Source organism: Pseudomonas sp. ASL8, from assembly GCF_056680355.1.
Genome location: NZ_CM155278.1, coordinates 2,921,419 through 2,947,848, shown reverse-complemented (window position 1 = coordinate 2,947,848; position 26,430 = coordinate 2,921,419). Strand labels below are relative to the sequence as shown.

27 protein-coding genes are annotated in these 26,430 nt (G+C 59.2%); 14 read left to right on the top strand and 13 right to left on the bottom strand.

Translation table 11 applies throughout. The annotated features are described in order from the left end of the window. The first annotated feature begins 11 nt into the window (after window positions 1-11). The 3 genes from purN (at window position 12) to AC1MEA_RS13515 (ending at window position 1,845) form a co-directional block, all read left to right on the top strand. Entirely contained in the window at window positions 12-662 is a 651-nt protein-coding gene (gene purN, locus AC1MEA_RS13525) for a phosphoribosylglycinamide formyltransferase (protein WP_219063974.1), read from the top strand. Between the two features lie 8 nt (window positions 663-670). After that, the gene (locus tag AC1MEA_RS13520) at window positions 671-1,384 is read left to right on the top strand and encodes a DUF3108 domain-containing protein (RefSeq protein ID WP_219063934.1); all 714 of its coding nucleotides are present in this window, start codon (window positions 671-673) and stop codon (window positions 1,382-1,384) included. Window positions 1,385-1,665: 281 nt separating this feature from the next. Then, window positions 1,666-1,845: a hypothetical protein gene (locus AC1MEA_RS13515; protein ID WP_219063935.1), complete on the top strand. Its 180-nt coding sequence runs from the start codon at window positions 1,666-1,668 to the stop codon at window positions 1,843-1,845. Window positions 1,846-1,914: 69 nt separating this feature from the next. On the opposite strand, the gene AC1MEA_RS13510 is transcribed toward AC1MEA_RS13515, so the two are convergent. The 5 genes from AC1MEA_RS13510 to cysM form a co-directional block, all read right to left on the bottom strand. After that, a complete protein-coding gene (locus AC1MEA_RS13510; protein WP_219063936.1) occupies window positions 1,915-2,454 on the bottom strand; it encodes a DUF2058 domain-containing protein in 540 nt (179 codons plus the stop codon). Next, window positions 2,451-3,275, bottom strand: a complete 825-nt coding sequence (gene mazG, locus AC1MEA_RS13505) for a nucleoside triphosphate pyrophosphohydrolase (protein ID WP_480416461.1) — start codon at window positions 3,273-3,275, stop codon at window positions 2,451-2,453. The genes AC1MEA_RS13510 and mazG overlap by 4 nt, the downstream gene beginning before the upstream one ends. 34 nt (window positions 3,276-3,309) lie before the next feature. Continuing rightward, window positions 3,310-5,553, bottom strand: a complete 2,244-nt coding sequence (relA, locus tag AC1MEA_RS13500) for a GTP diphosphokinase (RefSeq protein ID WP_219063938.1) — start codon at window positions 5,551-5,553, stop codon at window positions 3,310-3,312. A 161-nt stretch (window positions 5,554-5,714) separates the two neighbouring features. Next, complete coding sequence (gene rlmD / locus AC1MEA_RS13495) at window positions 5,715-7,070, bottom strand: 23S rRNA (uracil(1939)-C(5))-methyltransferase RlmD (RefSeq protein ID WP_480416460.1); 1,356 nt, start codon at window positions 7,068-7,070, stop codon at window positions 5,715-5,717. Further along, window positions 7,070-7,972: a cysteine synthase CysM gene (cysM, locus tag AC1MEA_RS13490; protein WP_322181102.1), complete on the bottom strand. Its 903-nt coding sequence runs from the start codon at window positions 7,970-7,972 to the stop codon at window positions 7,070-7,072. Before cysM ends, rlmD begins: the two co-directional genes overlap by 1 nt. Before the next feature lie 311 nt (window positions 7,973-8,283). Here cysM and AC1MEA_RS13485 point away from each other — a divergent pair, with 311 nt between their 5' ends. The 4 genes from AC1MEA_RS13485 to AC1MEA_RS13470 all read left to right on the top strand — a co-directional run bounded on the left by AC1MEA_RS13485 (window position 8,284) and on the right by AC1MEA_RS13470 (window position 12,994). Then, the gene (locus tag AC1MEA_RS13485; protein ID WP_480416459.1) at window positions 8,284-11,037 is read left to right on the top strand and encodes a response regulator; all 2,754 of its coding nucleotides are present in this window, start codon (window positions 8,284-8,286) and stop codon (window positions 11,035-11,037) included. 86 nt (window positions 11,038-11,123) lie between these two features. Beyond that, on the top strand, window positions 11,124-12,113 hold the full coding sequence (locus tag AC1MEA_RS13480; protein ID WP_449633620.1) for a 2-hydroxyacid dehydrogenase: 990 nt from the start codon (window positions 11,124-11,126) through the stop codon (window positions 12,111-12,113). Between the two features lie 42 nt (window positions 12,114-12,155). Further along, window positions 12,156-12,593 (top strand): hypothetical protein, encoded by a 438-nt coding sequence (locus AC1MEA_RS13475; protein WP_480416458.1) that lies wholly within the window; start codon window positions 12,156-12,158, stop codon window positions 12,591-12,593. Next, window positions 12,590-12,994 carry an META domain-containing protein gene (locus AC1MEA_RS13470; protein WP_219063944.1) on the top strand — a complete coding sequence of 135 codons (405 nt, stop codon included), beginning with the start codon at window positions 12,590-12,592 and terminating at the stop codon, window positions 12,992-12,994. Before AC1MEA_RS13475 ends, AC1MEA_RS13470 begins: the two co-directional genes overlap by 4 nt. Before the next feature lie 104 nt (window positions 12,995-13,098). On the opposite strand, the gene AC1MEA_RS13465 is transcribed toward AC1MEA_RS13470, so the two are convergent. Further along, window positions 13,099-13,566, bottom strand: coding sequence for a TlpA disulfide reductase family protein (locus tag AC1MEA_RS13465; protein ID WP_219063945.1), 468 nt, complete (start codon window positions 13,564-13,566; stop codon window positions 13,099-13,101). 116 nt (window positions 13,567-13,682) lie between these two features. Between AC1MEA_RS13465 and arsC the strand changes: the two genes are divergently transcribed. Genes arsC through AC1MEA_RS13450 form a run of 3 tightly spaced genes read left to right on the top strand, consistent with a single transcriptional unit; the run spans window position 13,683 to window position 15,047 of the window. Continuing rightward, entirely contained in the window at window positions 13,683-14,036 is a 354-nt protein-coding gene (gene arsC / locus AC1MEA_RS13460; RefSeq protein WP_480416457.1) for an arsenate reductase (glutaredoxin), read from the top strand. Beyond that, window positions 14,033-14,638, top strand: a complete 606-nt coding sequence (gene wrbA, locus AC1MEA_RS13455) for an NAD(P)H:quinone oxidoreductase (RefSeq protein WP_219063947.1) — start codon at window positions 14,033-14,035, stop codon at window positions 14,636-14,638. The genes arsC and wrbA overlap by 4 nt, the downstream gene beginning before the upstream one ends. Next, window positions 14,631-15,047 (top strand): DUF2069 domain-containing protein, encoded by a 417-nt coding sequence (locus AC1MEA_RS13450; RefSeq protein ID WP_480416456.1) that lies wholly within the window; start codon window positions 14,631-14,633, stop codon window positions 15,045-15,047. The genes wrbA and AC1MEA_RS13450 overlap by 8 nt, the downstream gene beginning before the upstream one ends. 681 nt (window positions 15,048-15,728) lie before the next feature. On the opposite strand, the gene AC1MEA_RS13445 is transcribed toward AC1MEA_RS13450, so the two are convergent. Together AC1MEA_RS13445 and ttcA are read right to left on the bottom strand one after the other, a co-directional pair. After that, complete coding sequence (locus AC1MEA_RS13445; protein ID WP_480416455.1) at window positions 15,729-16,400, bottom strand: DNA-3-methyladenine glycosylase I; 672 nt, start codon at window positions 16,398-16,400, stop codon at window positions 15,729-15,731. Between the two features lie 87 nt (window positions 16,401-16,487). Next, window positions 16,488-17,312 (bottom strand): tRNA 2-thiocytidine(32) synthetase TtcA, encoded by an 825-nt coding sequence (ttcA, locus tag AC1MEA_RS13440; protein ID WP_449633615.1) that lies wholly within the window; start codon window positions 17,310-17,312, stop codon window positions 16,488-16,490. A 285-nt stretch (window positions 17,313-17,597) separates the two neighbouring features. On the opposite strand from ttcA, the gene AC1MEA_RS13435 reads away from it, so the two are divergent. Next, window positions 17,598-18,200 (top strand): Yip1 family protein, encoded by a 603-nt coding sequence (locus AC1MEA_RS13435; RefSeq protein WP_219063951.1) that lies wholly within the window; start codon window positions 17,598-17,600, stop codon window positions 18,198-18,200. Window positions 18,201-18,330: 130 nt separating this feature from the next. Beyond that, entirely contained in the window at window positions 18,331-18,825 is a 495-nt protein-coding gene (locus AC1MEA_RS13430; RefSeq protein ID WP_480416454.1) for a SprT family zinc-dependent metalloprotease, read from the top strand. Window positions 18,826-18,880: 55 nt separating this feature from the next. Here AC1MEA_RS13430 and AC1MEA_RS13425 read toward each other — a convergent pair whose 3' ends face one another. Both AC1MEA_RS13425 and AC1MEA_RS13420 read right to left on the bottom strand, forming a co-directional pair. Then, window positions 18,881-20,062: a CaiB/BaiF CoA transferase family protein gene (locus tag AC1MEA_RS13425; RefSeq protein ID WP_480416453.1), complete on the bottom strand. Its 1,182-nt coding sequence runs from the start codon at window positions 20,060-20,062 to the stop codon at window positions 18,881-18,883. Between the two features lie 170 nt (window positions 20,063-20,232). Next, window positions 20,233-21,588 carry a dicarboxylate/amino acid:cation symporter gene (locus tag AC1MEA_RS13420; protein ID WP_480416452.1) on the bottom strand — a complete coding sequence of 452 codons (1,356 nt, stop codon included), beginning with the start codon at window positions 21,586-21,588 and terminating at the stop codon, window positions 20,233-20,235. A gap of 341 nt (window positions 21,589-21,929) precedes the next feature. Between AC1MEA_RS13420 and AC1MEA_RS13415 the strand changes: the two genes are divergently transcribed. Continuing rightward, window positions 21,930-22,928, top strand: a complete 999-nt coding sequence (locus AC1MEA_RS13415; RefSeq protein ID WP_480416451.1) for an AraC family transcriptional regulator — start codon at window positions 21,930-21,932, stop codon at window positions 22,926-22,928. 52 nt (window positions 22,929-22,980) lie between these two features. On the opposite strand, the gene AC1MEA_RS13410 is transcribed toward AC1MEA_RS13415, so the two are convergent. The 3 genes from AC1MEA_RS13410 to AC1MEA_RS13400 all read right to left on the bottom strand — a co-directional run bounded on the left by AC1MEA_RS13410 (window position 22,981) and on the right by AC1MEA_RS13400 (window position 25,391). Beyond that, window positions 22,981-24,327 carry an ATP-binding protein gene (locus AC1MEA_RS13410; RefSeq protein WP_449633610.1) on the bottom strand — a complete coding sequence of 449 codons (1,347 nt, stop codon included), beginning with the start codon at window positions 24,325-24,327 and terminating at the stop codon, window positions 22,981-22,983. Further along, on the bottom strand, window positions 24,324-25,001 hold the full coding sequence (locus tag AC1MEA_RS13405) for a response regulator (protein WP_219063957.1): 678 nt from the start codon (window positions 24,999-25,001) through the stop codon (window positions 24,324-24,326). Before AC1MEA_RS13405 ends, AC1MEA_RS13410 begins: the two co-directional genes overlap by 4 nt. A 126-nt stretch (window positions 25,002-25,127) precedes the next feature. After that, entirely contained in the window at window positions 25,128-25,391 is a 264-nt protein-coding gene (locus AC1MEA_RS13400) for a hypothetical protein (protein WP_480416450.1), read from the bottom strand. A gap of 181 nt (window positions 25,392-25,572) precedes the next feature. On the opposite strand from AC1MEA_RS13400, the gene AC1MEA_RS13395 reads away from it, so the two are divergent. Next, complete coding sequence (locus AC1MEA_RS13395; protein ID WP_219063959.1) at window positions 25,573-26,361, top strand: dienelactone hydrolase family protein; 789 nt, start codon at window positions 25,573-25,575, stop codon at window positions 26,359-26,361. Window positions 26,362-26,430: the final 69 nt, after the last annotated feature.

Genomic DNA, 26,430 nt, shown 5'->3' with positions numbered 1-26,430 from the left:
TGTCAGTGCAGATACCTGCAACGTGTGATGTGGTGGTGCTGCTGTCTGGCACCGGCAGCAACCTGCAAGCCATGATCGACAGCTTCAAGGGTGTCGACAACCCTGTCCGTATCCGCGCGGTGATCTCCAACCGCGCCGATGCGTTCGGTCTGCAGCGCGCCAGGGACGCAGGCATCGAAGCCCGCGTCCTCGATCACAAGGCGTTCGAAGGTCGAGAGGCCTTCGATGCCGCGCTGATCGAGCTGATCGACACCTTTCAGCCGAAGCTGGTGGTGCTCGCCGGATTCATGCGCATATTGAGTGCGACATTCGTCCGTCACTATCAGGGCCGCCTGCTTAATATCCATCCTTCTCTGCTGCCGCTTTATAAGGGCTTGCATACTCACCAGCGAGTGCTTGAAGCTGGTGACAGCGAACACGGCTGCAGCGTGCATTTCGTGACAGAGGAACTCGATGGGGGTCCACTGGTCGTACAGGCAGTAATCCCGGTAGAGTTGAACGACTCGCCAGCCAGCCTGGCACACCGGGTTCATGCTCAGGAACACGAGATTTATCCGCTGGCAATACGATGGTTTGCCGAAGGAAGACTAAGCCTCGGCGAACAGGGCGCATTACTGGATGGCCAGTTACTCCCGGCCAGTGGCCACTTGATTCGAATCTAGGAGATATTATGCGTCGCGCTTTGCTCTTCGCTTTCGCTCTGCTCGCACTGCCTGCTGTTCAGGCAGCAGACCTTCAGCCGTTTTCCGCCAGCTACACCGCTGACTGGAAACAGCTGCCCATGAGCGGCACCGCCGAACGCAGCCTCACGAAAAACGCGAACGACACCTGGACCCTGAGTTTCAAGGCTTCCATGATGATCGCCAGCCTGACCGAGGTCAGCACCCTGCGTGTCGACAAGGGCACCCTGCTGCCACAATCCTATAATTTCGAACGCGGCGGTCTGGGTAAAACCAAAAAAATCGACATGGCGTTCGACTGGAGCAGCAAGGTGGTAAGCGGCACAGATCGCGGTGACGTGATCAACCTGCCCATCAACCCCGGCGTGCTCGACAAGTCGACTTACCAGTTGGCGTTGCAAAAAGACGTGGCTGCCGGCAAGAAGAGCATGAGCTACCAGGTGGTCGACGGTGACTCTGTAGACACCTACGATTTCCGCGTATTGGGTTCGGAAAAAGTCGATACCAAAGCTGGCAAGATCGACGCCATCAAGGTCGAGCGTGTACGCGACCCGACGCAAAACAAACGCATTACCGTGATGTGGTTCGCCAAGGATTGGGATTACCTGCTGGTTCGCCTGCAACAGGTCGAAACCGACGGTAAGGAATACAACATCATGCTGTTGAACGGCACCGTCAATGGCAATGCGGTCAAAGGCAGCTAACAGGCCTGAGTTCGCCAGCAAGACCCAAGCCTCCGCTTTTTAGCGGGGGCTTTTTATTGCGCGCAGGACCAAGGCAAAACTGAACGTAACCTGTCTAAGACGCCAACACCACAAACCCCCAACCTCCGCGACCTCCATACAGCCTGCGCCCTGGAGCCATTCCTCCACTTTCTGCAAAGGTGTGTTACCGCTTTTAGTCATTTACTTAGATAGCTAGCTAACGATATAACAGGGACCTGCGACGTGTTGCCGCAGTTACCCAGAGTCAGGAGCTTACAAAGATGACCGTAAAAGTTACTGAACGCGACGCTTCCCATATCTCCCACGAAAGCAACGCCGCGGGCGTACAGATCTGGGATGTGCACCAGCAGGATTTGCTGGTCGGGATGTTCCATAACGAGACGGACGCTCATCAATACAAAGCAGAACTGGAAACACTGGAAAGCCAGCGCACTGCGTAAGACGTTATTTCGGAATCGCTGTAAAAACAAAACCCGCAGAAGCGGGTTTTGTTTGTCTGGGGCCAGGACTTACCACATCAAGTCGTCAGGCACCTGATAGGCCGCGTACGGATCATCGGCATCCGGTGCTTCGGTCGGTGTGTTAAGCAGCACGACTCGGCGTGGGTCGCGCTCCTGAATCTTCAGCGCCGCTTCACGCGGGATGATCTCGTAACCGCCGCCATGATGAACGATGGCCAGCGAGCCGCTGCTGAGTTTGTTACGCATCAGCGTGTTGACCGAGATGCGCTTGACCTTCTTGTCGTCGACGAAGTTGTAGTAGTCCTCGGTGGTCAGCTTCGGCAGCCGAGAGACTTCGATCAACTGCTTGACCTGAGCGGTGCGGGCTTTGAGCTCGACCTTTTCCTGCTGCTGGCGATTGAGCTCCTGATCACGCTTGGCTTTTTCGGCCATGGCGTCCTGCGCGGCACGCTTTTGCGAGTCATCGGCTTCGATCTGGCCCTTGTGCACCAGGCGTTGTTCTTTTTGCTTGTCTTTGCTGACCTGCTTGGCCTGCTTTTGGTTGACCAGACCTGCTTTGAGCAACTGGTCGCGAAGGGAAATGCTCATGATGCGTTCTTTTCCTGACGTTTGGCTTCGCCCCAGAGAGCGTCCAGTTCTTCGAGGGTGCAATTTTCAATGGGACGATGGGTCTGGCGCAATGCCTGTTCGATAAATCGGAAGCGTCTTTCGAATTTAGTGTTTGCCGCACGCAAGGCGCTTTCAGGATCGACCTTAAGGTGCCGGGCCAGATTCACCACCGCAAACAGCAGGTCACCGACCTCATCCGCGATGGCCGGGACGTCATTGTCCGCCATGGCTTCCAGCACTTCATCGAGCTCTTCACGCACCTTGTCGACCACCGGCAAGGCGTCTGGCCAGTCGAAACCGACCTGCGCCGCGCGCTTCTGCAACTTCGCCGAGCGGGACAAGGCTGGCAGCACGCAGGGGACATCATCAAGCAGGGACAATTGCTCAGGCACGTCAGTCTTGGCCGCTCGCTCTTCGGCTTTGATTTCCTCCCAGCGTTGCTTGACCTGGGCCTCGTCCAACTGCGGCGTTTCCAGCGGCGCATACAGATCGCCAGTAGGGAACACATGCGGGTGACGACGAATCAGTTTTCGGGTGATGCTGTCGACCACGCCATCGAACTCGAAGCGCCCTTCTTCACGGGCCAACTGGCTGTAATAAACCACCTGGAACAACAGATCGCCCAGCTCGCCCTGCAAGTGATCGAAGTCACCGCGCTCAATGGCGTCGGCGACTTCGTAGGCTTCTTCTAGCGTGTGAGGCACGATACTGGCGTAGGTTTGTTTGACATCCCACGGGCACCCGAACTGCGGGTCACGCAGTCGGGCCATCAGGTGCAGCAAGTCTTCGAGTGTGTACATCTATAGGTCTCATTCAAACCAAAGCCGCAGGTACTCAGGGTGTGCGGTTACGCCGCGTCTCGATGATGTTCGGCAACTGGGAGATCCGTCCCAGGAGCCGTCCTAGCGCATCCAGGCCCGGAATTTCGATGGTCAACGACATCAGCGCGGTGTTGTCTTCCTTGTTCGAGCGGGTGTTGACCGCCAGCACGTTGATCCGCTCGTTGAGCAGAACCTGAGAAACGTCACGCAGCAAACCGGAGCGGTCGTAGGCACGGATGACAATGTCCACCGGATAGGTGAGCACCGGCACCGGGCCCCAGTTGACCTGGATGATCCGCTCAGGCTCGCGACTGCCCAACTGCAGCACTGCCGCGCAGTCCTGCCGGTGAATACTCACGCCACGGCCCTGAGTGATGTAGCCCACAATGGCATCACCGGGCAGCGGCTGGCAGCAACCGGCCATTTGCGTCATCAGGTTGCCAACGCCCTGAATCTGGATATCGCCACGCTTGCCTGGCTTGTAGCCGGTGGCTTTGCGCGGGATCAACTCCAGCTGTTCGTTGCCGCGTTCCGGCTCGACCAGTTGTTGCGCGGCATTGACCAACTGCGTCAGACGCAGGTCGCCCGCACCCAGGGCGGCAAACATGTCTTCGGCGGTCTTCAGATTGGCTTTTTCTGCCAATTTGTCGAAATCCACCTGTGGCAATCCCACGCGCGCCAGTTCACGTTCCAGCAGGGTTTTACCGGCCGCGACGTTCTGGTCACGCGCCTGTAATTTGTACCAGTGGACGACCTTCGCCCGCGCCCGCGAGGTGGTGATATAGCCAAGGTTCGAGTTCAGCCAGTCGCGACTCGGCGTACCGTGTTTACTGGTGATGATCTCAACCTGCTCACCGGTCTGCAGGCTGTAGTTGAGCGGTACGATACGCCCGTTGATCTTCGCGCCACGGCAGTTGTGACCGATTTCGGTGTGCACGCGATAAGCGAAGTCCAGCGGCGTCGAGCCTTTGGGCAGGTCGATGGCATGACCATCCGGGGTGAACACGTATACCCGGTCGGGCTCGATATCGACCCGCAGTTGATCCGCCAGCCCGCCAATATCGCCCAGCTCTTCATGCCACTCGAGTACCTGCCGCAGCCAGGAAATTTTCTCTTCGTATTGATTGGAGCCGGATTTGACGTCGGTGCCTTTGTAGCGCCAGTGCGCGCACACGCCCAGCTCTGCCTCTTCGTGCATGGCGTGGGTGCGAATCTGCACTTCCAGCACCTTGCCTTCGGGGCCAATCACCGCAGTGTGCAAAGAGCGATAGCCGTTTTCCTTGGGGTTGGCGATGTAGTCGTCAAACTCCTTGGGGATGTGCCGCCAAAGCGTATGCACGATGCCCAGCGCGGTATAGCAGTCGCGGACTTCAGGCACCAACACGCGCACGGCACGCACATCGTAGATCTGGCTGAATTCCAGACCCTTGCGCTGCATTTTGCGCCAGATCGAATAGATGTGTTTGGCCCGACCGCTGATATCGGCTTTCACCCCAGTGCTCAGCAGTTCGTTTTCCAGTTGGCCCATGACATCGCTGATAAAACGCTCGCGATCGAGGCGGCGCTCATGCAGCAATTTAGCGATCTGTTTGTACTGTTCGGGCTCCAGGTAGCGGAAGGACAAATCCTCCAGCTCCCATTTGATATGCCCGATACCCAACCGGTGCGCCAGTGGCGCATAGATGTCGAACACTTCCCGGGCCACGCGGTTGCGCTTTTCTTCGTCGGCGTTCTTGACCGCACGAATCGCGCAGGTGCGTTCAGCCAGCTTGATCAGCGGGACGCGCACGTCATCGACCATCGCCACGAGCATCTTGCGCAGGTTTTCTACCTGGGCCTGAGACCCCATCACCAACGACTCGCGAGGGCTCAGACTGGCACTGATAGCCGCCATACGAAGCACGCCGTCGATCAGTTTGGTCACCGTCGGACCAAAACGCTGACTAACGTCCGCCAAGGGGATCTTGCCTTCGCGCACGCCCCGGTAGATCACGGCAGCGACCAGTGAGTCCTGATCGAGCTTGAGGTCAGCGAGGATCTCGGCGATTTCCAGGCCAGCCTGAAAACTGGAGGCCCCTTCTGCCCATAAATTCTTTGATGCATTGTCCTGTTGCTCGGCATGGCGGGCAAACTCGCAAGCCTCTTTCAAGGCCTGTCGGTCCAATGCAAGGTCGACGCTGACTATATGATCGAGCCATGCATCAAGATTGATACTGCCATCGGTGTTGATCGGCTGGTGCGCTCTCACCTGTACCATGTTGCTTACCTTCCCTACGGCGCGATAAAAAGCGCCTTCAGTCGCTGGGCTTCTTGGGCAAACGCTCCTTGCTGGGCAGGCAAGGGCTGTGCGTCCGCGGGCCAGTCGGATTAAACGAGATTCCCTGTGAGCGGCTGACTCATTTCCTTAAGCCGTGTCGCTCACTTACTCGCTTCAAATAAAGCCATCGCCTCGACATGAGCCGTTTGCGGGAACATATCGAGGATTCCGGCGCGTTTTAATCTATAGCCCTGCTTGATCAATTCGACCGTGTCGCGCGCCAAAGTTGCAGGGTTGCATGACACATAAAGCAACCTTTTGGCACCTAATGTCGACAGCTTGCGCACCACCTCAAAAGCACCGTCGCGCGGTGGGTCCAAGAGTACCGCAGAAAAGCCGTTTTCGGCCCAGCTCGCGCCTGCCAACGGCTGCATCAAATCGGCCTGAATGAACTGCACATTGTGCAGATCATTGCTCATTGCATTGCCCGTGGCACGTTCGACCATGGTCGCGACGCCTTCTACCGCCACCACTTCGCGGGCCTGTCTGGCCAATGGTAATGCGAAGTTACCCAGCCCGCAGAACAGGTCCAGAATCCGCTCGTCCGCCGTGGGCGCCAGCCAGTCCAGTGCCTGCGCAACCATCGCGGCATTAACCGCGGCGTTGACCTGAATGAAATCCCCAGGCCGGTAGGCCAATTGCAAATTCCACTGCTCCAGTCGATAACCCAATTGCTGACTTGGGTCGACCGGTTGCGGCTCGCCCTCGCCATGCAGCCAAAGCTGGGCGTCATGGGCCTGACAGAAAGCGATCAGAGTCGCCAGATCGGCCTCGGCCAACGGCGCGGTATGGCGCAGCAGCACGGCCGTCGACGAACCACTGAACAACTCGACGTGCCCCACGACCTGCGGCTTGCTGAAACGACGCAGCATGGCCGGCAACTCGGTCATGATCGGTTGCAAGGCCTGTACCAGCACCGGGCATTCGTCGATGGCGACGATGTCCTGACTGGACGCAGCCCGGAAACCCACATCAAGCCGTTTGGCCTTGGCATCCCAGCGCACGGCGATGCGAGCCCGACGTCGGTAGGCGAACTCTGGACCGGTCAAGGGGGCTGCCCACTCCTCGGGCTCGACACCCGCAACCCGGGTCAACTGCTCGGCGAGCATGCGCTGTTTCAGGGCAAGCTGTTCGCTATGGGGCAGATGCTGGACGCTGCAGCCGCCACACCGACCGAAATGCACACAGGGTGCCGGCCGGCGCAGAGGGCTGGGCTGGAATACGCGCTCAGTACGGGCTTCCACGACTTTGCCGTGGGCGTTGAGCACCCGCGCCTCGACCTCTTCACCGGCCAGACTGCCGGCCACAAACCAGGTGCGACCTTCGACGAATGCAATACCGCGTCCGTCATTGGCCAGGCGCTCGATGGTCAACCGCTGTTTCTTGCCTGTCGGCACCTGGGGCACCTTTGTGCCGCCAGTGGGCTGGAAGCGCAGGCCTCTCTCTTGCTTGGCCATCAGTTAGGCACATCGTAGACGCCGGTCGACAAGTAACGGTCGCCTCGGTCACAAATGATCGCGACCATGACTGCATTCTCGACTTCCCGGGACAAGCGCAACATGCCGGCGACGGCACCACCGGACGACACACCACAGAAGATGCCTTCTTCGCGGGCCAGTCGGCGCATGACGTCTTCGGCTTCGGCCTGGGCCATGTCGACGATCCGGTCAACGCGGTCGGCCTGGTAGATCTTCGGCAGATATTCTGTCGGCCAGCGACGGATGCCGGGGATGGAGGCCCCGTCCATCGGTTGCAGACCAATGATCTGCACCTTGGGGTTTTGCTCCTTGAGGTAACGCGAAACACCCATGATGGTGCCCGTGGTGCCCATGGAACTGATGAAGTGGGTGATGGTGCCGCCGGTCTGCTGCCAGATTTCCGGGCCGGTGCTGACGTAATGCGCTTCCGGGTTATCCCCGTTTGCGAATTGATCGAGCACCTTGCCACGGCCTTCGGCCTGCATGCGTTCAGCCAGGTCGCGGGCGCCTTCCATGCCCTCGTCCTTGCTGACCAGAATCAGCTCGGCGCCATACGCGGTCATTGCCGCCTTGCGTTCGGCACTGGAGTTATCCGGCATGATCAGAATCATCCGGTAGCCTTTGATCGCGGCAGCCATGGCCAGCGCGATGCCGGTGTTGCCGGAAGTCGCTTCGATCAGGGTATCGCCCTGATGGATCTGCCCGCGCAACTCGGCGCGAGTGATCATCGACAGCGCCGGGCGGTCCTTGACCGATCCGGCAGGGTTGTTGCCCTCAAGCTTCAACAGCAAGGTATTAGTAGTCTCACCCGGCAGGCGCTGCAAACGGACCAGCGGGGTGTTGCCGACGCAGTCGGCGATGGTTTGATACTGCAGGGTCATGACGTCTTCGCAATCCAGACTGCGGGGGCGCCTATCATAACGGCAAACGCCTAAACCCCATATCACGCAAAGTGCGTTGCATAGGGCGAAAAGATATAAGCAGTCAATCCGGGCTCAACTGCGTTATATAAATAGCCTTCGCGAATGATTTAGCTCACAGCGGGATTGTTGCCTGGAACGTGCCTCCGCTTTGGGCCGACGTAGACATGGGTAATTTGCCGAGATTGCCCGCGAGCAACTCGCTACACTGCCGGAATATCGATCGCTGGATGCGGTCTTGAACAAAGTGGCGTGGCTGCTGGAGAAATAGCGTGCTGAACAAGCTGGGTATCAAAGGCCGTGTGCTGCTGTTGACCATTGTCCCCGCTCTGCTGATGGCAGTGGTGCTGGGCGGTTATTTCACCTGGATGCAACTGTCCGACCTGCAAAGCCAGCTGCTGCAACGCGGTGAAATGATCGCCGAAGAACTCGCACCGCTGGCCGCCCCGGCGCTGGGCCATAGCGACCGCGCGCTGCTCGAACGCATCGCCGGGCAGGCGCTGGAGCAAACGGACGTGCGAGCCGTGTCCTTTCTCGGCCCCGACCGCGACCTGCTGGCCCATGCCGGGCCGAGCATGATCAACCAGTCACCCATCGGCAACAGCACTCACTTGCTGCAGCGCTCCGGGAACGACGCCACCCGCTATCTGCTGCCGGTGTTCGGTCGTCAGCGCCACCTGAGTGGCGATCTGATCCCCGAGGAGGCCGACCGTCTGCTCGGCTGGGTCGAGTTGGAGCTGTCCCATAACGGAACCTTGTTACGCGGTTATCGCAGCCTGTTCGCCAGCCTGCTATTGATCGTTACAGGGTTGGTGTTGACTGCGATTGTGGCGATACGCATGAGCCGCACCATCAACGAGCCGATCAGCCGGATCAAAATGGCGGTGGCGCAACTCAAAGACGGTAATCTTGAAACTCGCCTGCCGCCGCTGGGCAGCCTGGAACTGGATGAGCTCGCTTCCGGCATCAACCGCATGGCCGCGACCTTGCAGAATGCCCAGGAAGAATTGCAGCACAGCATCGATCAGGCCACTGAAGACGTGCGGCAGAATCTGGAAACCATCGAAATCCAGAACATCGAGCTGGACCTGGCGCGCAAAGAAGCGCTTGAGGCCAGCCGGATCAAATCCGAATTCCTCGCCAACATGAGCCACGAGATTCGCACCCCGCTCAATGGCATTCTCGGCTTCACTCATCTGCTGCAAAAAAGCGAGCTGACCCCGCGCCAACTGGATTATCTGGACACCATCGAAAAGTCCGCCGACAACCTGTTGGGCATCATCAACGAAATTCTCGATTTTTCGAAAATCGAAGCCGGCAAGCTGGTGCTGGACAGTGTTCCGTTCAACCTGCGCGACTTGTTGCAGGATGTCCTGACCATTCTTGCCCCGGCCGCCCATGCCAAACAGTTGGAACTGGTCAGCCTGGTGTACCGCGACACGCCGTTGTCGCTGCTCGGCGATCCGTTGCGGCTCAGGCAGATCCTGACCAATCTGGTCAGCAATGCGATCAAGTTCACCCGCGAAGGCACCATCGTCGCCCGCGCGATGCTCGAAGATGAGCAAGAAGACAGCGTGCAACTGCGCATCAGCGTGCAGGACACCGGCATCGGCCTGTCCAGCCAGGACGTGCGGTCGCTGTTTCAGGCGTTCAGTCAGGCGGACAATTCGCTGTCGCGACAACCGGGCGGCACCGGGTTGGGGTTGGTCATTTCCAAACGACTGATCGAGCAAATGGGCGGTGAAATAGGGGTCGACAGTACGCCGGGTGAAGGTTCGGAGTTCTGGATCAGCCTGAACCTGCCCAAAGCCCGCGATGACCTGGAAGACCTGCCATCCCCGCCCCTTCTCGGGCGTCGGGTCGCGGTGCTGGAAAATCATGAACTGGCACGCCAGGCCTTGCAGCACCAGTTGGAAGATTGCGGTCTGGAAGCGGTGGTCTTCAACAACCTGGAAAGCCTGATCAACGGGGTCACGGCGGCGTATCAAACAGCGCAGGCCATCGACTTGACAGTGCTGGGCATCACCGCCCACGAACTGCCGCCCGAACGGCTGCGTCAACATATCTGGGACCTTGAAAACCTCGGCTGCAAGGTGTTGGTGCTGTGCCCGACCACCGAACAGGCGCAGTTCCAGTTGGCCGTACCCAACGCCCACAGCCAGTTACAGGTAAAACCGGCCTGCACGCGCAAGCTGCGGCGCAGCCTGTCCGAACTGATCAGCCCCAAACAACAGCGCATCGATACCTCTACCCCCCTGTCCAGTCGGGCACCGCACTTGCTCTGCGTCGATGACAACCCGGCCAACCTGTTGCTGGTGCAAACACTGCTCGAAGACATGGGCGCCAAAGTGCTGGCCGTCGACAGTGGCTATGCCGCGGTCAAGGCGATACAGAAAGAAACCTTCGACCTGGTGCTGATGGACGTACAGATGCCCGGTATGGACGGGCGTCAAGCCACTGAAGCGATCCGGGCCTGGGAGGTCGAACAGCAACGTACCTCGCTACCCATAGTCGCCCTCACCGCCCATGCGATGGCCAACGAAAAGCGCGCCCTGCTGCACAGCGGCATGGACGACTACCTGACCAAGCCCATCAGTGAGCGGCAATTGGCCCAGGTGGTGCTCAAATGGACCGGTCTGGCACTGCGCAATCATGTGCCAAAACGTCACAGCGACAGCACACGTCACAGTATCGACCAACAGGTGCTCGACCCTGACGAGGGCTTGCGTCTGGCGGCGGGCAAGGCTGATCTGGCAGCGGACATGCTGGCGATGCTCCTGGCCTCGCTGGACACCGACCGTGAAGCCATCCGCTACGCCCGCGAGGCCCACGACAAACTGGCGCTGATCGAAAGGGTCCATCGCCTGCACGGCGCAACCCGTTATTGCGGGGTGCCGCAACTGCGCGCAGCCTGTCAACGCAGTGAAACCTTACTCAAGCAGGATGCACCCGAGGCCAACGCCGCCCTCGACGAGCTGGACATGGCAATCACACGACTGGCCGTCGAAGCACGCGTGAGCGTTTGAAGGGTGATCCCTTTGCATGAACGGCCTTCGGACGTTATCGCGGGCAAGCGGGCTCCTGCCAGGAAACATCGCCACAAGGAGATTTTATGCGGACCCTTTTATTCAGCAGTCAGAACTATGACCGCGACAGCTTTCTTGCGGCCCGCTTACCGGACGGCGTGGATCTGCATTTCCAACCGGCACGCCTGAACCTGGACACCGTTGCACTGGCCAACCACTATCCGGTGGTCTGCGCCTTTATCAATGACGACCTCAGCGCGCCCGTACTCGAACAACTGGCCGCAGGCGGCACGCGTCTGATCGCCTTGCGCTCGGCGGGTTATAACCATGTGAACCTGGCAACTGCGCACGCCCTCGGCCTCAAGGTCGTGCGCGTGCCGGCCTACTCGCCTCACGCCGTGGCCGAACATGCCGTGGCCTTGATTCTGGCCCTTAACCGTCACCTGCACCGCGCATACAACCGCACCCGCGACGGCGACTTCACCCTGCATGGGCTGACCGGCTTCGATCTGGTGGGCAAAACCGTCGGCGTCGTCGGCACCGGGCAGATCGGCGCGACCTTCGCCCGGATCATGTCCGGGTTCGGCTGCACGTTGCTGGCTCACGACCCCTACCCTAATCCGCAAGTCGAAGCTTTGGGCGCGCGTTACCTGAGTTTGCCGGACCTGCTGGCGCAGGCGCAGATCATCAGCCTGCACTGCCCGCTGACCGCGCACAGCAAACACCTGATCAACAGCGCGTCCCTGGCGCAGATGCAACCCGGCGCGATGCTGATCAACACCGGTCGCGGCGCGCTGGTCGACACACCGGCGCTGATCGAAGCACTAAAAAGCGGGCAATTGGGTTATCTGGGACTGGATGTGTATGAAGAAGAAGCGCAATTGTTCTTCGAAGACCGTTCCGACCTGCCACTGCAGGACGATGTGCTGGCCCGCCTGCTGACGTTTCCCAACGTGATCATTACCGCTCATCAGGCTTTTCTGACCCGCGAAGCGCTGGGGGCCATTGCGCAGACCACTCTGGACAATATTGCCGCCTGGGCCGAGGGTTCGCCGCAGAATCTGGTCGAGGGTTAATCACAGGCTGCATGATAGGATGCGCGCAGATTTGGAGGACCCATGGTCGAACACGATTTCCGCTATACCCTGTTTAACCCACAACACACGCTGATCGAATGCCGCGCGCTGGCCCCCGGTCGTTATCAAGTCACCGGCAACGGCGGCTCGATCCACGCTGATGATGTGCTTTTGGTCACGCTCAAAGGGAGCAAGGACTTGTCCATGCGCCTGACCGTGGAAAAAGTCAGGCACCTGATCAACCCTCGCGGCCAATGGGTCGCGGTGGCACAGGGGCCGGTCTTCGCTGAACTGGCGATTCATCAGTGGAAGGCCAATTGCAACGGTTGCGCGACCGAACTGAACGTAGAGTTCGCGGTCGATGCCAAGCTCGGCATCAAAGCGCAAAAGCCGGCTGCTGCCGCTCGCATTGCCGAACTGGGCTGGAAAACCGAGGGCGACAAACACTTCTGTCCGAAATGTCAGGAGAACGCCGCATGATTCGCGCCGTCCTGTTTGGCCTGCTCGGCAGCACCCTGATGGGCTGCGCCGCCAAGCCGGTAGAATTGACACGCGATCGGGGCTACATGCTGGAATGGATCGGTGAAAATCCGCTGGTCGACCGCAGCCACCTGACCATGACCCTTGGTGAGGACGGCCGAGCCTACGGCACTGCAGGCTGCAACCATTGGTTCGCACCGTATACGGTGGAAGACGACACGATCAGCTTCGGCATGGTCGGCAGCACCCGCAAGATGTGCGCGCCAGCGCTGATGGAGCAAGAACAACGCTTCCTCGACGCCCTGACCAAAGTGCAACGCTGGGACATCTCGCCGATCGACCAACTGCGCCTCTGGCCTGTCGAAGGCAAACCGCTACGGTTTTGGCTGGAAGACAGCTGATTTAATGGCGGCTGTACCGCCTTCACGAATGAATTCACTCCCACTGATACGCAATAGAGTGGGAGCGAATTCATTCGCGAATGGCTCGCGGTGACTGACCTGCGCTACCCCTCGCCCCGCAATACCGCCAACCGCTGACTCACACCGGCTGCGGTCTGCTCGCCGAGCAATTGCTCCCGTACCTTGCCCTTGTCATCAATGATGTACGTCACCGGCAGCGCTTCGCTATGGGGCAGGTCGTAACGTTCGGCCGGGTCCAGGGCCAGGACAGTGAACGTGATACCCAACGCGGCAGTGGCGGACTTCAGGTCTTCGCCTTGCAGGCCGTCGAAGTTGACCCCGAACACACTCACCTGCCTGTCTTTGAGCTGATTGGCCAACGCGTTGAGTTCCGGGATCTCCGTACGGCATGGCCCGCACCACTCAGCCCAGTAATTGATCACCAGCCAATGCTTGTCGACCCGCTCGCTGGCAACCTTCTGCCCGTTTTGATCAGGCCCCAGGTCTGCGCCACAACCACTGAGCAGCAAACTGCCGATGAGCGCTGCCATCGCTGCCAATCGCCTTGTCATGTGCCCTTCCTTCATCCAGATATTCACTTTAACTGCGACCAATCACCGCCCAAGGTTCAGGAGCGGACCTCACACAGGTAGAATAGCCGCCACCTTACGCAAGATGCGACCCGCAAATGACCGATCTGACGCTTTATCACAACCCGCGCTGCTCGAAATCTCGCGGTGCGCTGGAACTGCTTGAGGCCCGCGGCCTGACGCCGACCATCATCCGCTACCTGGAAACCCCGCCAGACGCCGCGCAATTGCGCGACCTGCTGGGCAAGCTGGGCATCGGCGCCCGGGAGCTGCTGCGGACCGGTGAAGAGGAATACAAAGCCCTGAACCTGGCGGACGCCAGCCTGAGCGACGAGCAACTGATCGCCGCGATGGCCGCCCACCCCAAGTTGATCGAGCGACCGATTCTGGTGGTGGGCGACAAAGCCATCATTGGCCGTCCACCAGAAAGCGTGCTGGAGATCCTGGCATGAGTGCCCCGTACATCCTGGTCTTGTTCTACAGCCGCAACGGCTCGACCAGCGAGATGGCTCGGCAGATTGCCCGGGGTGTCGAGTTGGGTGGCATGGAAGCGCGACTGCGCACCGTGCCCGCGATTTCGTCCGAAATCGAAGCGGTCGCGCCAAGCATCCCCGAGCAAGGCTGCTTATATGCCAGCCTCGACGACCTGAAAAACTGCTCCGGCCTGGCCTTGGGCAGCCCGACGCGCTTCGGCAACATGGCCGCGCCGCTGAAATACTTCCTCGACGGCACCAGCACCCTGTGGCTGACCGGCGCCCTGGTGGGCAAGCCCGCCAGCGTGTTCACGTCGACTGCGAGCCTTCACGGCGGCCAGGAAACCACGCTGATGTCGATGTTATTGCCGTTGTTGCACCACGGCATGCTGGTCGCAGGCCTGCCCTACAGCGAAGCCGCGTTGCTGGAAACCAGCGGCGGCGGCACGCCTTACGGCGCCAGTCACCATGCCGGTGCCGATGGTAAACGCGCGCTGGATCAACACGAAATCACCCTGTGTCGCGCGCTCGGTCAGCGCCTGGCTAAAACCGCTTTGTTGTTGGAGACGCCTCGTGGCTAAAAAGCCTAAAGTCCTGCCCGCGCTGGAATGGCTGGAGCCGCGAGTGCGCCTGAGCCGGATCGCCAGTCTGATCTGTTTTTTCGGCCTGATCCTGCTGCTGGCCGCGTATTACCTGATCTTCGCCGACCTGCATGGCGCGCGCCCTTGGGTGATCCTGCTCATCGAACTGGTGCCGTTGATCCTGCTCGCTCCGGGCATGATCAGCGGCAGCGCCCGCGGTCATTCGTGGACCTGCTTTGTGATCAACCTGTACTTCATCAAAGGCGCACTGGCCGTTTACGACCCGAACCGCAGCCTGTTCGGCGCCCTGGAGATGCTCGCGAGCCTGGCAGTGTTCGTCAGCGCTTTGCTGTATGTGCGCTGGCGTTTTCAGTACAACCGCAAGCTGGCGGGAGAAGGTCAGGCCTGAGATACCGAAGACATGTAGGAGATTTCGCCGCGTCTTCGACGCCGCGCTGTCTCGCAGCAAACTGGGTCCTGTAGGAGCTGCCGAAGGCTGCGATAAGGTCCGAAGGACCTTCAAGGCCCCTAAGCCAATCGCAGCCTTCGGCAGCACCTATCAAACAGACTTTTAATCTTTTAAAAACGATGTGTTGGCGCTGGTCTTGATGTGTATATCCGGCATTTGGGTGTGCTGGAATTACGGTTTCGCTCTTACAGCGAGGAACCTTTTTCAGACGCCAAAAAGGTACCCCAAAACGCTTGCCCCTCCATACGGATCCTCGCTTAGGCTCGGATTTCCCTCGCTCCGGCGTTGCTCCGGGGGTCGCCACAAGGGGCCGTCCCTGGCCCCGTGCGGCTTACTCGGCATCCTTGCCTCGTTACCCCCTGCGCAACGCCTGCATTCGGCCTCCTGGAAAAGGGGCCTTGCCGTAATTCGGCAGTCAATTCACACAAAATCCCCAAGGCAGATCAAAAACCTGTGTGAGAAGACTTGCAACTACGCGTCCCGCTGCGAAGGCGGCTTGTCTGACACACCACTAAACCATCACACCACGCAAATCAAAACCAGCTTGCTGCACGACAGCGTGGCGTCGAAGACGGGGCGGGCCCTCCTACAATGATTTCTTGATCAGGAACTGATGCGCTGTCAGTGGTTGACCGTATACGCCAGCATCAGCGACAGCTGACACATCGGTCGTCCACTCTCTGCGTGCCACTGATTGAACACACCTTGCACAGTGGCGAGGTCCTTGAGGCTGGTGGGCACTTTGTCGATGATGCCCTGCGCATTGAGCCCGGCGACCACGTCGTAGGTCGGGATGAACGTGTCCTTGCCGACCATGCGCAGAAAGCTCGGCGCTGACATCCCGCCCAATTGGTGCCCGTGTTTGGCCAGGTACTTCCACAGGCCGACGATATCGGTCACGGGCCAATCGGCGATGAAATGACCGAAGCTGCCCTTCTCCTTGCTGATGTCCAGAATCATCTGCGCATTGCGTGGCACACTTTTCAGCTTGCCCAAATGGCGAATGATTCGTGCGTCCTGCATCAGGCGCTCCAGGTGCTCGGCGCCCATCAGCACGACTTTCTCGGGATCGAAGCGAAAGAACACTTCTTCGAACATCGGCCATTTGGCGTCTACCAGGCTGTGCTTGAGGCCTGCGCGAAACACCCGCCGGGCGAGGGCCGACAGGTAACGGTCATTGCTGATTGCGCGAAGTTGCGCCGGGGAATTGGGAACAGGCAGATGCGCTTCGAGCGCCGAGGCCGAGCCAAAGCGGTTCAGGCAATATTCATGAAGCCATTTGTAATCGCGCATGCCCTTTCCTACTGACAATTGATAGAGGTCTGACACTTCGCCGAGGCCAGGTGTCATGCAACAAATAGAACAGAGTGTCGGGATCGATCAGAGGTTCACGACATTGACGAAGCGCGAGGCCGCGGTTTCATCAATACGCAGGTTGGCGAAGTCGAACAGAGTGCGGTCCGCCAGTTGCGACGGTTGCACGTTCTGCAACGCACGGAAGATGCTTTCGGTACGGCCCGGGGTGGTGCGTTCCCACTCCGACAGCATGTCCTTGACCACCTGACGCTGCAGGTTTTGCTGAGAACCGCAGAGGTTGCAGGGAATGATCGGAAACGCTTTCAGATCGGAAAAAGCCTGAATATCACGCTCGTTGCAGTACGCCAGCGGACGAATCACCACATTACGACCGTCGTCAGCCCGCAGTTTGGGCGGCATGGCCTTGAGCGTGCCCGTGAAGAACAGGTTGAGAAAAAAGGTCTCGATGATGTCGTTGCGGTGATGACCCAGCGCCATCTTGGTCGCGCCAATTTCATCGGCAAAGGTATACAGCGTGCCACGGCGCAGGCGCGAACACAGCGAGCACGTGGTCTTGCCTTCCGGGATAAGCTCTTTGACCACCGAATAGGTGTCTTTTTCGACGATGTGGTACTCCACACCCAGCGCTTCGAGGTACGCAGGCAGCACATGCTCGGGGAAGCCTGGCTGTTTCTGGTCCATGTTCACAACGACGATATCGAATTTGATCGGCGCCACTTTCTGCATATGCAGCAGCACATCAAGCAAGGTGTAGCTGTCTTTACCGCCCGACAGACACACCATGATCTTGTCGCCTTCCTCAATCATGTTGAAGTCGGCCACCGCTTCGCCCGCGAGCCGACGCAGACGTTTCTGCAGTTTGTTCTGATTGACTGAAAGGGTGCCCATGGCGCAGATATCCGCTAACGATGACTCGGTAAAAGGCCGGCATTTTACGCGACAAGGGTCATAGGCGTATGCCGATTTATTGCTGGCACTCAAATAGCGCATTGCGATTAACAGCAGTCTCTAGAGCACAATTTACTCTAAAGCGCCGCGTCTTCCCTTCCTATACTGCGTCATAGGGTCGCACCCATTCCTGTAGCGAGGCTGTGGCCTTACACCTGTCGTGGCACTTAGGCCCGACAGGCGCTCCGCTGGGGGGCGACGGTAAAACAAAAAGGAGTGACCGGCATGATCCATCACGTTATCGGACTGTTCACCCATCCTGATCAAGAATGGCAGCAAATACGTGGCGAAAAAGAAGAAAGCATCGGCCACATGTACCTCACGCATACCCTGATTCTTGCGGCGATTCCCGCAGTCTCGGCTTATATCGGCACCACTCAGGTGGGCTGGGTGATTGGCAGCCGAGCGGCGGTCATGCTGACCCCCGTAAGCGCGCTGTGGATGACCATCATGTCCTACCTCGCCATGCTGGCCGGCGTGGCTGTCATGGGAGCATTCATCCACTGGATGGCGCGCACGTACGACGCCAGTCCGAGCCTGGCGCGCTGTGTCGCCTTCGCCACCTACACCGCAACACCGCTGTTCATTGGCGGGCTGGCGGCCCTGTATCCGCATATGTGGCTGGGAATGATGGTCGGCCTCGCGGCCATTTGTTACACGGTCTACCTGCTATACGTCGGCTTGCCGACGTTCATGAACATCCCGTCCGATGAGGGTTTCATGTTCTCAAGCTCCGTATTGGCCGTGGGCCTGGTGGTGCTGGTCGCTATCATGGCGTTCACCGTCGTCCTGTGGGGCGTCGGTGTAGGGCCTGAATACACCAACTGATACGGTTAACCGTTGACCATGAGCCGCCTTTGAGGCGGCTCATGCGTTTTACCATGACCATTGGGCACCTTCAGTTTTCGGCAGGCCAGGGCTTTACGGCATACTGGCCACCTCTGGAGAGCCTTTAAGAATGCCCGAGCAGCTCAATACCCGCGTCGAAGTCTGTTATCAGCAAGCCGAAGCCTTTTTCAAACGCCCCTTCAAACGGCCGGTGGTCAGCCTCAAGCTGCGTGGTCAAAAAGCGGGCGTGGCCCATCTGCAAGAGAATCTGTTGCGCTTCAACCCACAGCTGTACCGGGAAAACAGTGAAGATTTTCTCAAGCAGACGGTCGCCCACGAAGTCGCACACTTGATCGCCCATCAATTGTTTGGCGAACGTATTCAGCCCCACGGCGAAGAATGGCAATTGATTATGCGCGGGGTATACGAACTCCCGCCCAATCGCTGCCACACTTACGCGATCAAACGTCGCCGCATGACCCGCTACATCTACCGTTGCCCCTGCGCCAACAGCGATTTCCCGTTCTCTGCCCAGCGCCACCAACTGGTCGGGAAAGGCCGACGCTATTTATGCCGGCGCTGTCGGGAGACGTTGGTGTTCAGTGGAGAAGTGCGGGTCGAGTGAGGACAGTGTCAGCGACACTGCGTCAAATCTCTCGCCCGCCCAGACAACCCCATAATCAGCCAATAACCCCAGACTTGCGCAACGCCACAATCTGATCAGGACCGTAACCCAGTTCAGTCAGCACTTCCTCGCTGTGCGCACCCAACGTCGCGCCGATATGCCGGGGCTCGGGCAGGCCGTCGGAGAACTTCAGCGGGCAGGCCATCTGCGCCTGTAGGCTGCCGTCTTCACGGGGCACTTGGCAGACCAGCTCACGCGCCTGCAACTGTGGATGCTCGACCGCTTCGGCAACGCTCAGCACCGGTTCGACACAGGCATCCAGACCGGAAAAGCACGCGCACAGCTCTTCGAAAGAGCGTTTCTCGAATTCAATTTTCAGCTCGTCCTTTAACAACGCCTGCACCTCGGGGCTCGACGACAGGCCGAGCGCGGCCAGCTCCGGTCGGCCCAGTGCGGCACATAGAGGTTGCATGAACGCAGGCTCCAGGCTGCCCACGGAGAACCAACGGCCATCGCGACAACAGTAGTAATCATAAAAACTACCGCCGTTGAGCATCTGGCTTTCCCGGGCCGGCTCCACGCCGCACGCCAGATAGCCCGCCCCGGCCATGGCATTCAGGCTGAACACACAGTCGGTCATGCTGACATCGACGTATTGCCCGAGCCCGGTTTGCTGGCGAGCGATCACGGCAGCCAGCAGACCGACCACCCCATGCAGCGACCCTCCCGCCACATCCGCCGCCTGAATGCCCAATGGCACCGGCCCACTGTCATGGCGCCCGGTATAGCTGGCGATGCCCGACAGTGCAAGGTAGTTGATGTCATGCCCGGCGCGATCCCGATAAGGGCCTGTCTGGCCGTAGCCGGTGATCGACACATAAATCAGCTTCGGGTTGATCGCCTTCAACGCCTCGTAGCCCAGCCCCAGCCGCGCCATGACACCCGGTCGAAACTGTTCGAGCACGATGTCGTATTCAGCCACCAGTTGCCGGACCACTTCGAGCGCCTGCGGTTGTTTCAGGTCCAGGGCGAGGCTGCGCTTGTTGCGATTGAGGTAGGCGTGGCTGGCAGACGTCCCGTGATCGTGAGGCGGCAACAGCTTCAGAAGGTCCATGCGCGTCGGCGACTCGATGCGCAACACGTCGGCCCCCATGTCGGCGAGCAGCAACGAAGCGAACGGTCCCGGCAACAAGGTGGAAAAATCGAGAATCTTGAGCGATGACAATGGCCCTTGCATGCTTACTCCCTTAGCAGTCCTGTATCCAGACCTTACACCTGAGGCCTTCAGAGTAAGCAACCCCAGGCCACCCTTCAATGGCCGCACCACTCATCGTCGCTGACTGATTCGATCAATTGACAGGCAAAAAAAAACCCATCCGGAGATGGGTTTTTTATCACTGCGCCGCGTTATGCAGTTTTAGGCGCGGTGCTGGTTACCGTCGCTGGAATCGGGCCTTCATTCACGCCCAGGTCATCTTCCGGGCCTGTGTTGGAGATCCCGCGACCACCGGAAGCCAGTTCGATTTGCAGCTTGTCTTCGTCCAGTTCTTTAACCCACTTGGCCACAACCAGGGTCGCAACAGCGTTACCAACCAGGTTGGTCAGCGCGCGGGCTTCAGACATGAAGCGGTCGATACCCAGGATCAGCGCCAGACCGGCAACCGGCAAGTGGCCAACGGCGGACAGGGTGGCGGCCAACACGATGAAGCCACTGCCGGTCACACCGGCTGCGCCCTTGGAGGACAGCAACAGCACCACCAACAAGGTGATCTGGTGAGTGATGTCCATGTGGGTGTCGGTCGCTTGGGCGATGAACACGGCAGCCATGGTCAGGTAGATTGCAGTACCGTCGAGGTTGAAGGAGTAACCCGTCGGAATAACCAGACCGACAACGGACTTCTGCGCGCCCAGGCGTTCCATCTTGACCAGCATGCGCGGCAAAGCGGATTCCGAGGATGACGTACCCAACACGATCAGCAGCTCTTCACGGATGTAGCGGATCAGCTTGAGTATGCTGAAGCCGTGAGCGCGAGCGATGCCGCCCAGCACAATCAGGACGAAGAGTGCGCAGGTGATGTAGAAGCACAGCATCAATTGACCGAGCTGCACCAGCGAACCGACACCGTAAGCGCCAATGGTGAAGGCCATCGCGCCGAACGCACCCAGCGGAGCCAGCTTCATGATCATGTTGATGATGTTGAACATCACGTGAGCGAAACGATCGATGAAGTCGAGCAGCGGTTTACCGTAGGCACCCAGGCGATGCAGGGCGAAACCGAAGATCACCGAGAACATCAGCACTTGCAGGATATCGCCGGTCGCAAACGCGCCAACGATGGTGCTTGGGATGACGTTGAGCAGGAAGCCGGTGATGCTCTGGTCAGCGCCTGCAGCAACGTAGGCCGCGACCTTGGAAGCATCCAGCGTTGCCACGTCGATGTGCATGCCTGCACCCGGTTGAACGACGTTAACCACGACCAGACCGATCAGCAGTGCGATGGTGGACACGATTTCGAAGTACAGCAGCGCATAACCGCCGGTTTTACCGACTGACTTCATGCTCTGCATGCCAGCGATACCGCTGACGACAGTGCAGAAAATGATCGGGGCGATGATCATTTTGATCAGTTTGATGAACCCGTCACCCAGCGGCTTGAGCGACACACCGGCTTGAGGATAGAAGTGGCCGATCAGAATGCCAATGACAATGGCTACGATGACCTGGAGATACAGGGATTTATACAGCGGCTGACGAGTCGTCATTGCAAGTTCCTCAAGAGCCTCGCCGGTCATCATCCATCTGATGCGAGCGATGCCATAAAGCGCTAACCCTCCTGCACTGGAGGGATTTGTTTTGGCGAGTTGCGCGGGCGGACCCATCGCAAACCTCTGCTGGTGTTATTGCAGGGCGCGTGCCACTTCCGACAAAACCGCTCTAGATCAACAAACTCGCTGACCTTCGCCTGAATTCCGGGGCGTTACCGGCCAGGAATGTGGCGGATTTCCGCCCATTACCGCAAAAATACCCCCTGCATTGGCGGGTATCCGCCTTGTCCGTTGCCCGTGCGATGACTACCATCGGCCGTTCACCGGATGAGCACCCTATGCGCCAACGCACGATCGCCAGTCACTTCGCCCGCGCTGCCCTCGGTGGCGTGCAACGGCGTGGCATCGATTGTTCGAACCTGCTGCAACAATCGGGGATCCAGCCTGAGCTGTTGAGCGAGCCTCGCGCCCGCATCGCTCCGGAACAGTTTGCTCGCCTGATTCAATTGGTCTGGCAGCAACTGGACGATGAATACATGGGCTTCGGCCATGGCCCGAGCACGCGCGGCACGTTCGCCATGATGTGCCATGCGCTGATCCACTGCCGCAGTCTGGAAAAGGCACTCGCACGCGGCCTGTTGTTTTATGGCTTGTTCCCCGACGCGCCGCGCCTGAGCTTGCGTCGCGAGGGGGATTGGGCGCGGCTGAGCCTGGACGACTCGGCGCTGCGGGACCCGGACCATTTTCTCAGCGAGTGCCTGCTGGTGATCTGGCACCGGCTCGGCAGTTGGCTGATCGGCCAGCGCATCCGCCTGGAGCAAGCGACATTCAGTTATGACAGGCCGGAGCACAGCGGCGAATACGACCTGCTGTTCCCGTGCCCGATCCTGTTCAATGCCGAAACCACCAGCCTGCTGTTTCACGCGCGCTACCTGAGCATGCCGCTGCTGCAGGACGAACGCACGCTCAAGCATTTTCTCGAACGCTCCCCCGCCGATCTTCTGGCCCGTCCCGACGATGGCGACAGCCTGAGTAACCAGCTGCGACGCTTGCTCAGCCGCGATTGCAACCGCTGGCCCGATCTGGAAAGCGTCGCCGAGCAGATGCACATCAGCCCGCAGACCCTGCGCCGGCATCTGCGTGAAGAAGGCACGAGTTTTCAGGGATTGAAGGATCAACTGCGCCGCGACATGGCGATTTATCACTTGAGCCGCGCCGAGCTGTCATTGCAACAGATTGCCGAACAGCTCGGTTTTTCCGAGCCGTCGGCCTTTCATCGCGCGTTCAAGAAGTGGACCGGACTGACACCGGGGGCTTACCGGGCTCAGGAGGTCTGACGGCCCCCATGATGGAGGTATGCCGGGTACGCCGCGAACACGACAGGACGCCTCAATTGGCCTGAAAATGAATCCGGAATGCTGCGCCGCCCAATGGAGAGTCCTCCAGGGTCAGGCGCGCGTTGTAACTTTCAATGATGTCTTTGACCACCGCCAGACCAATGCCCTGCCCCGGATTCTGCCGATCCAGCCGCTCACCACGCTCTAGAATCCGCGCCCGCTGACTCTCTGGTACGCCAGGGCCATCGTCTTCGACGCACAACTCGTCACCGGACAACGACGCGTGCAGGCTGATGCGTATTCGGCCCAGACAGAGGCGATAGGCGTTTTCCAGCAGATTGCCGAGCATTTCGAGCAAGGCGCCCTGCTCCATCGCCACTTGGCATCCGTCGGGCAGATCAAGGCAGACGTTGACCTGTTTGTCGCGATAGACCTTGTCCAGGGTATTGCACAGGCTTTCGACCACCGGTCGCAACACCACATGGTGCCGCACCAGTCCACTTTTGCGCAGGCTGGCGCGTTGCAGCTGGTAACTGATCTGCTGACTCATGCGCTCGATCTGCGATTGCAGGAGGCGGGCCTGTTCCAGGTCTTGCGGACGTTTGGCCATGGTTTCGCTGACGCCTTGCAGCACCGCCAGCGGCGTTTTCAAACTGTGGGCCAAGTCGCCCAGGGAATCGCGGTAACGGATGCGCTGCTCGCGTTCGCTGAGCAGCAGTCGGTTCAGTGAGCCGGTCAGGCGCAGCAACTCTAACGGGTGTTCCTCACTCAGGCTTTCCCGCTCGCCGGTTTCGACCTGATCCAGCTCCTGACTCAATCCCCTCAGTGCTTTAAGGCCCCAGGTCAGGCCCATCCAGAGCAAGGCCAGCAAGACCACCAAGGCGGCACCAAAGCCCAGATAGAGTTTCTCGCGCAGCGCGGAGATGATCACCTGATACTCGCGCACCGGCTGCAAGGCGACGATGCTGAACGCTGCGTTTCTGCCGCCCAGCAATTTGATTTCTACGTCATAGACGAAAAACTCTTCGCCATTGGCGTTCTTGATTTTACCGAACTGATTACCCGTCCCGTCATAACGCGGGCGGTAGTCGATACCGGCCAGTTCGGTGGCACGCGAACGCCACACCAGCTCGCCATTACGGTTGTAGATATAACCGAGGAGACGGCTGTCTGACAGATTGAATTGCTCGCCCGGCAACAGCAGGGGCATCAACAAACGATTGTCCTCGACCCGTGCCGCGGAAATCATTGTGGTCACGTCCGAGGCCAGGCGTTGCTCGATGGAGTCCTGCAGGGCCAGGCTGTAGGCGCCCTGCAACGCGGGCAACAGGGCCAGCATGAAGATCAACGCGAGCATCGCGGCAGCCATCATCAACCGCAGCCGCAGCGAACGAATCATCGACAACGCTCAGTGAACAGATACCCCAGGCCCCGCACCGTTTCGATAGGCTTGAAACCCAACGAGCCTTCCAGCTTGCGGCGCAAGCGCCCAACCAGCACCTCGATCACGTTCGGATCGCGCTCGTCATCGTCGGGGTAGAGCTGCTCCATCAAGCGCTCTTTGGCCACCACCTGCTGATGGTGGCGCATCAGGTATTCGAGAATCCGGTACTCATAGGCCGTCAACGCCAGCGGCTGTTCTTCAAGGGACGCCTGTTTGCGGTTCAGATCCAGCAGCAAGGGCCCGGCGGTGATGGTCGACTGGATAAAACCACTGGAGCGGCGCAACAGGGCATTAAGCCGAGCTTCCAGTTCTTCGAACTGAAACGGCTTGACCACATAGTCGTCCGCGCCGGCGGCCAGCCCTTCGACCTTGTCCTGCCAGTTGCCACGGGCCGTGAGGATCAGGATCGGGAATGCCTTGCCCTGGGAGCGCAGCTGGCGAATCAAGTCCAGCCCGCCCATGCCCGGCAAGCCCAGGTCGATCACCGCCAGGTCATGGTTGAACTGCCCCGCCTGATACAGCGCTTCCTCTGCATTGGCCACGGCCTCGACCACATGGCCGCTCTCGGTCAGTCGGGTTTGTAAGTGATGGCGCAACAAGGCCTCATCTTCAACCACCAGCAGTTTCATGAGGCTCTCCCAGGCAAAATCATTCCTCTCAAGATTAAGGCTAATACACCATGACCGGTTGAACAGCGCCCCGCCTGTTGAGTCTGCGGGCTGGGCGGAAAATGTCCAGCGTCAGTCTGTTAACGGTTAAAAAATGTAGTTGGAGCGCAGACCAGGGTCGAAGCTGCCGAGCAAGATGGCCTGGCTCAGTTGAATACCGTTATGCGTACCGGAGACGTTGGGATAACTCGAGTAATAGTGATCCGCGACGGCCCCCAGATAGGCGCCGTAGGCATCGACGCTCTCGCCGGTCTTGCCCTGAACGAGTTTGCTGCTACCGTCAGTGGCCTGCGCGGTGGCGCTGCCGCCGAGAAAAGCCAACGCAAAAAAGAGCTTATTTAAGGTGAGCATGGAAATTTCCTCTTGCGCCGGGCGCTGTTGGGGTACGCCACAAGACTAATCACCCGGCCCTGAACCCCCACTGAACGCGGCCTGAACCTAAGCTGAATGGACCCATCGCCTCAATGCCGAACAATCGTCTAGGCTCTTTTGATTAATCTACGTTCCCTATCAACCACAGGAGAAACCGACCATGCGTTTCTGGACAGCGTTAATCATGATGAGCCTGGCCGGGCTGACTCAGGCCGCGATCAAGACTGAAACCATCGACTATCAAAGTGCTGACGGCACCAAGCTGATCGGCTATTACGCCTACGACGACGCAATCAAGGGCCAACGCCCCGGTGTCCTGGTGGTGCATGAATGGTGGGGCCTGAACGACTACGCCAAACGCCGCGCCCGCGACCTTGCGGCACTGGGTTACAGCGCCATGGCCATCGACATGTACGGCGAAGGCAAGCACACCGAGCACCCAACGGACGCCATGGCGTTCATGCAGGAGGCGACCAAAGACAGTGCAGCCTCGGCCAAGCGTTTCGATGCAGGCCTTGAACAGCTGAAAAAACAAGCGCAAACCAATCCAGCCAAGATCGCTGCCATTGGTTACTGCTTCGGCGGCGCGGTGGTTCTCAATGCGGCGCGGCGTGGCGAACCGCTGGCCGGCGTGGTGTCTTTCCACGGTGCGCTGTCGACCCAGTCACCGGCCACACCTGGCAGCGTCAAGGCGCCACTTCTGATCGAGCACGGCAACAGCGACAGCATGGTCACCCCGGACAGCGTCATCGCCTTCAAAGCGGAAATGGACAAGGCCGGTGCCAACTATAAATTCGTCGGTATCGATGGCGCCAAACACGGTTTCACTAACCCCGATGCCGACCACCTGAGCCACGGCGACCATGCCCCCGACATCGGCTACAACAAAGCCGCCGACGAGAGTTCATGGGCAGACATGCAGGCATTTTTGAAGAAAGTGTTTGGTTAAATACCTGATCCTGCAAGAGATCTATGGCGGGCCTCAATCTGTAGGAGCTGACTTGTCTGCGAATAGCTT

Coding starts and splice junctions, on each gene's coding strand:
- cysM (WP_322181102.1), bottom strand. CDS start 7,972: ATGACCCTGCAGTATCAAACCATCGCCGACTGCGTCGGCAACACCCCG.
- AC1MEA_RS13435 (WP_219063951.1), top strand. CDS start 17,598: ATGATCCATCACGTTATCGGACTGTTCACCCATCCTGATCAAGAATGG.
- AC1MEA_RS13470 (WP_219063944.1), top strand. CDS start 12,590: ATGATTCGCGCCGTCCTGTTTGGCCTGCTCGGCAGCACCCTGATGGGC.
- AC1MEA_RS13480 (WP_449633620.1), top strand. CDS start 11,124: ATGCGGACCCTTTTATTCAGCAGTCAGAACTATGACCGCGACAGCTTT.
- AC1MEA_RS13515 (WP_219063935.1), top strand. CDS start 1,666: ATGACCGTAAAAGTTACTGAACGCGACGCTTCCCATATCTCCCACGAA.
- AC1MEA_RS13430 (WP_480416454.1), top strand. CDS start 18,331: ATGCCCGAGCAGCTCAATACCCGCGTCGAAGTCTGTTATCAGCAAGCC.
- AC1MEA_RS13520 (WP_219063934.1), top strand. CDS start 671: ATGCGTCGCGCTTTGCTCTTCGCTTTCGCTCTGCTCGCACTGCCTGCT.
- AC1MEA_RS13405 (WP_219063957.1), bottom strand. CDS start 25,001: ATGAAACTGCTGGTGGTTGAAGATGAGGCCTTGTTGCGCCATCACTTA.
- AC1MEA_RS13425 (WP_480416453.1), bottom strand. CDS start 20,062: ATGCAAGGGCCATTGTCATCGCTCAAGATTCTCGATTTTTCCACCTTG.
- AC1MEA_RS13475 (WP_480416458.1), top strand. CDS start 12,156: ATGGTCGAACACGATTTCCGCTATACCCTGTTTAACCCACAACACACG.
- rlmD (WP_480416460.1), bottom strand. CDS start 7,070: ATGGCCAAGCAAGAGAGAGGCCTGCGCTTCCAGCCCACTGGCGGCACA.
- relA (WP_219063938.1), bottom strand. CDS start 5,553: ATGGTACAGGTGAGAGCGCACCAGCCGATCAACACCGATGGCAGTATC.
- mazG (WP_480416461.1), bottom strand. CDS start 3,275: ATGTACACACTCGAAGACTTGCTGCACCTGATGGCCCGACTGCGTGAC.
- AC1MEA_RS13415 (WP_480416451.1), top strand. CDS start 21,930: ATGCGCCAACGCACGATCGCCAGTCACTTCGCCCGCGCTGCCCTCGGT.
- AC1MEA_RS13395 (WP_219063959.1), top strand. CDS start 25,573: ATGCGTTTCTGGACAGCGTTAATCATGATGAGCCTGGCCGGGCTGACT.
- AC1MEA_RS13445 (WP_480416455.1), bottom strand. CDS start 16,400: ATGCGCGATTACAAATGGCTTCATGAATATTGCCTGAACCGCTTTGGC.
- AC1MEA_RS13420 (WP_480416452.1), bottom strand. CDS start 21,588: ATGACGACTCGTCAGCCGCTGTATAAATCCCTGTATCTCCAGGTCATC.
- arsC (WP_480416457.1), top strand. CDS start 13,683: ATGACCGATCTGACGCTTTATCACAACCCGCGCTGCTCGAAATCTCGC.
- AC1MEA_RS13410 (WP_449633610.1), bottom strand. CDS start 24,327: ATGATTCGTTCGCTGCGGCTGCGGTTGATGATGGCTGCCGCGATGCTC.
- wrbA (WP_219063947.1), top strand. CDS start 14,033: ATGAGTGCCCCGTACATCCTGGTCTTGTTCTACAGCCGCAACGGCTCG.
- AC1MEA_RS13465 (WP_219063945.1), bottom strand. CDS start 13,566: ATGACAAGGCGATTGGCAGCGATGGCAGCGCTCATCGGCAGTTTGCTG.
- AC1MEA_RS13510 (WP_219063936.1), bottom strand. CDS start 2,454: ATGAGCATTTCCCTTCGCGACCAGTTGCTCAAAGCAGGTCTGGTCAAC.
- ttcA (WP_449633615.1), bottom strand. CDS start 17,312: ATGGGCACCCTTTCAGTCAATCAGAACAAACTGCAGAAACGTCTGCGT.
- AC1MEA_RS13400 (WP_480416450.1), bottom strand. CDS start 25,391: ATGCTCACCTTAAATAAGCTCTTTTTTGCGTTGGCTTTTCTCGGCGGC.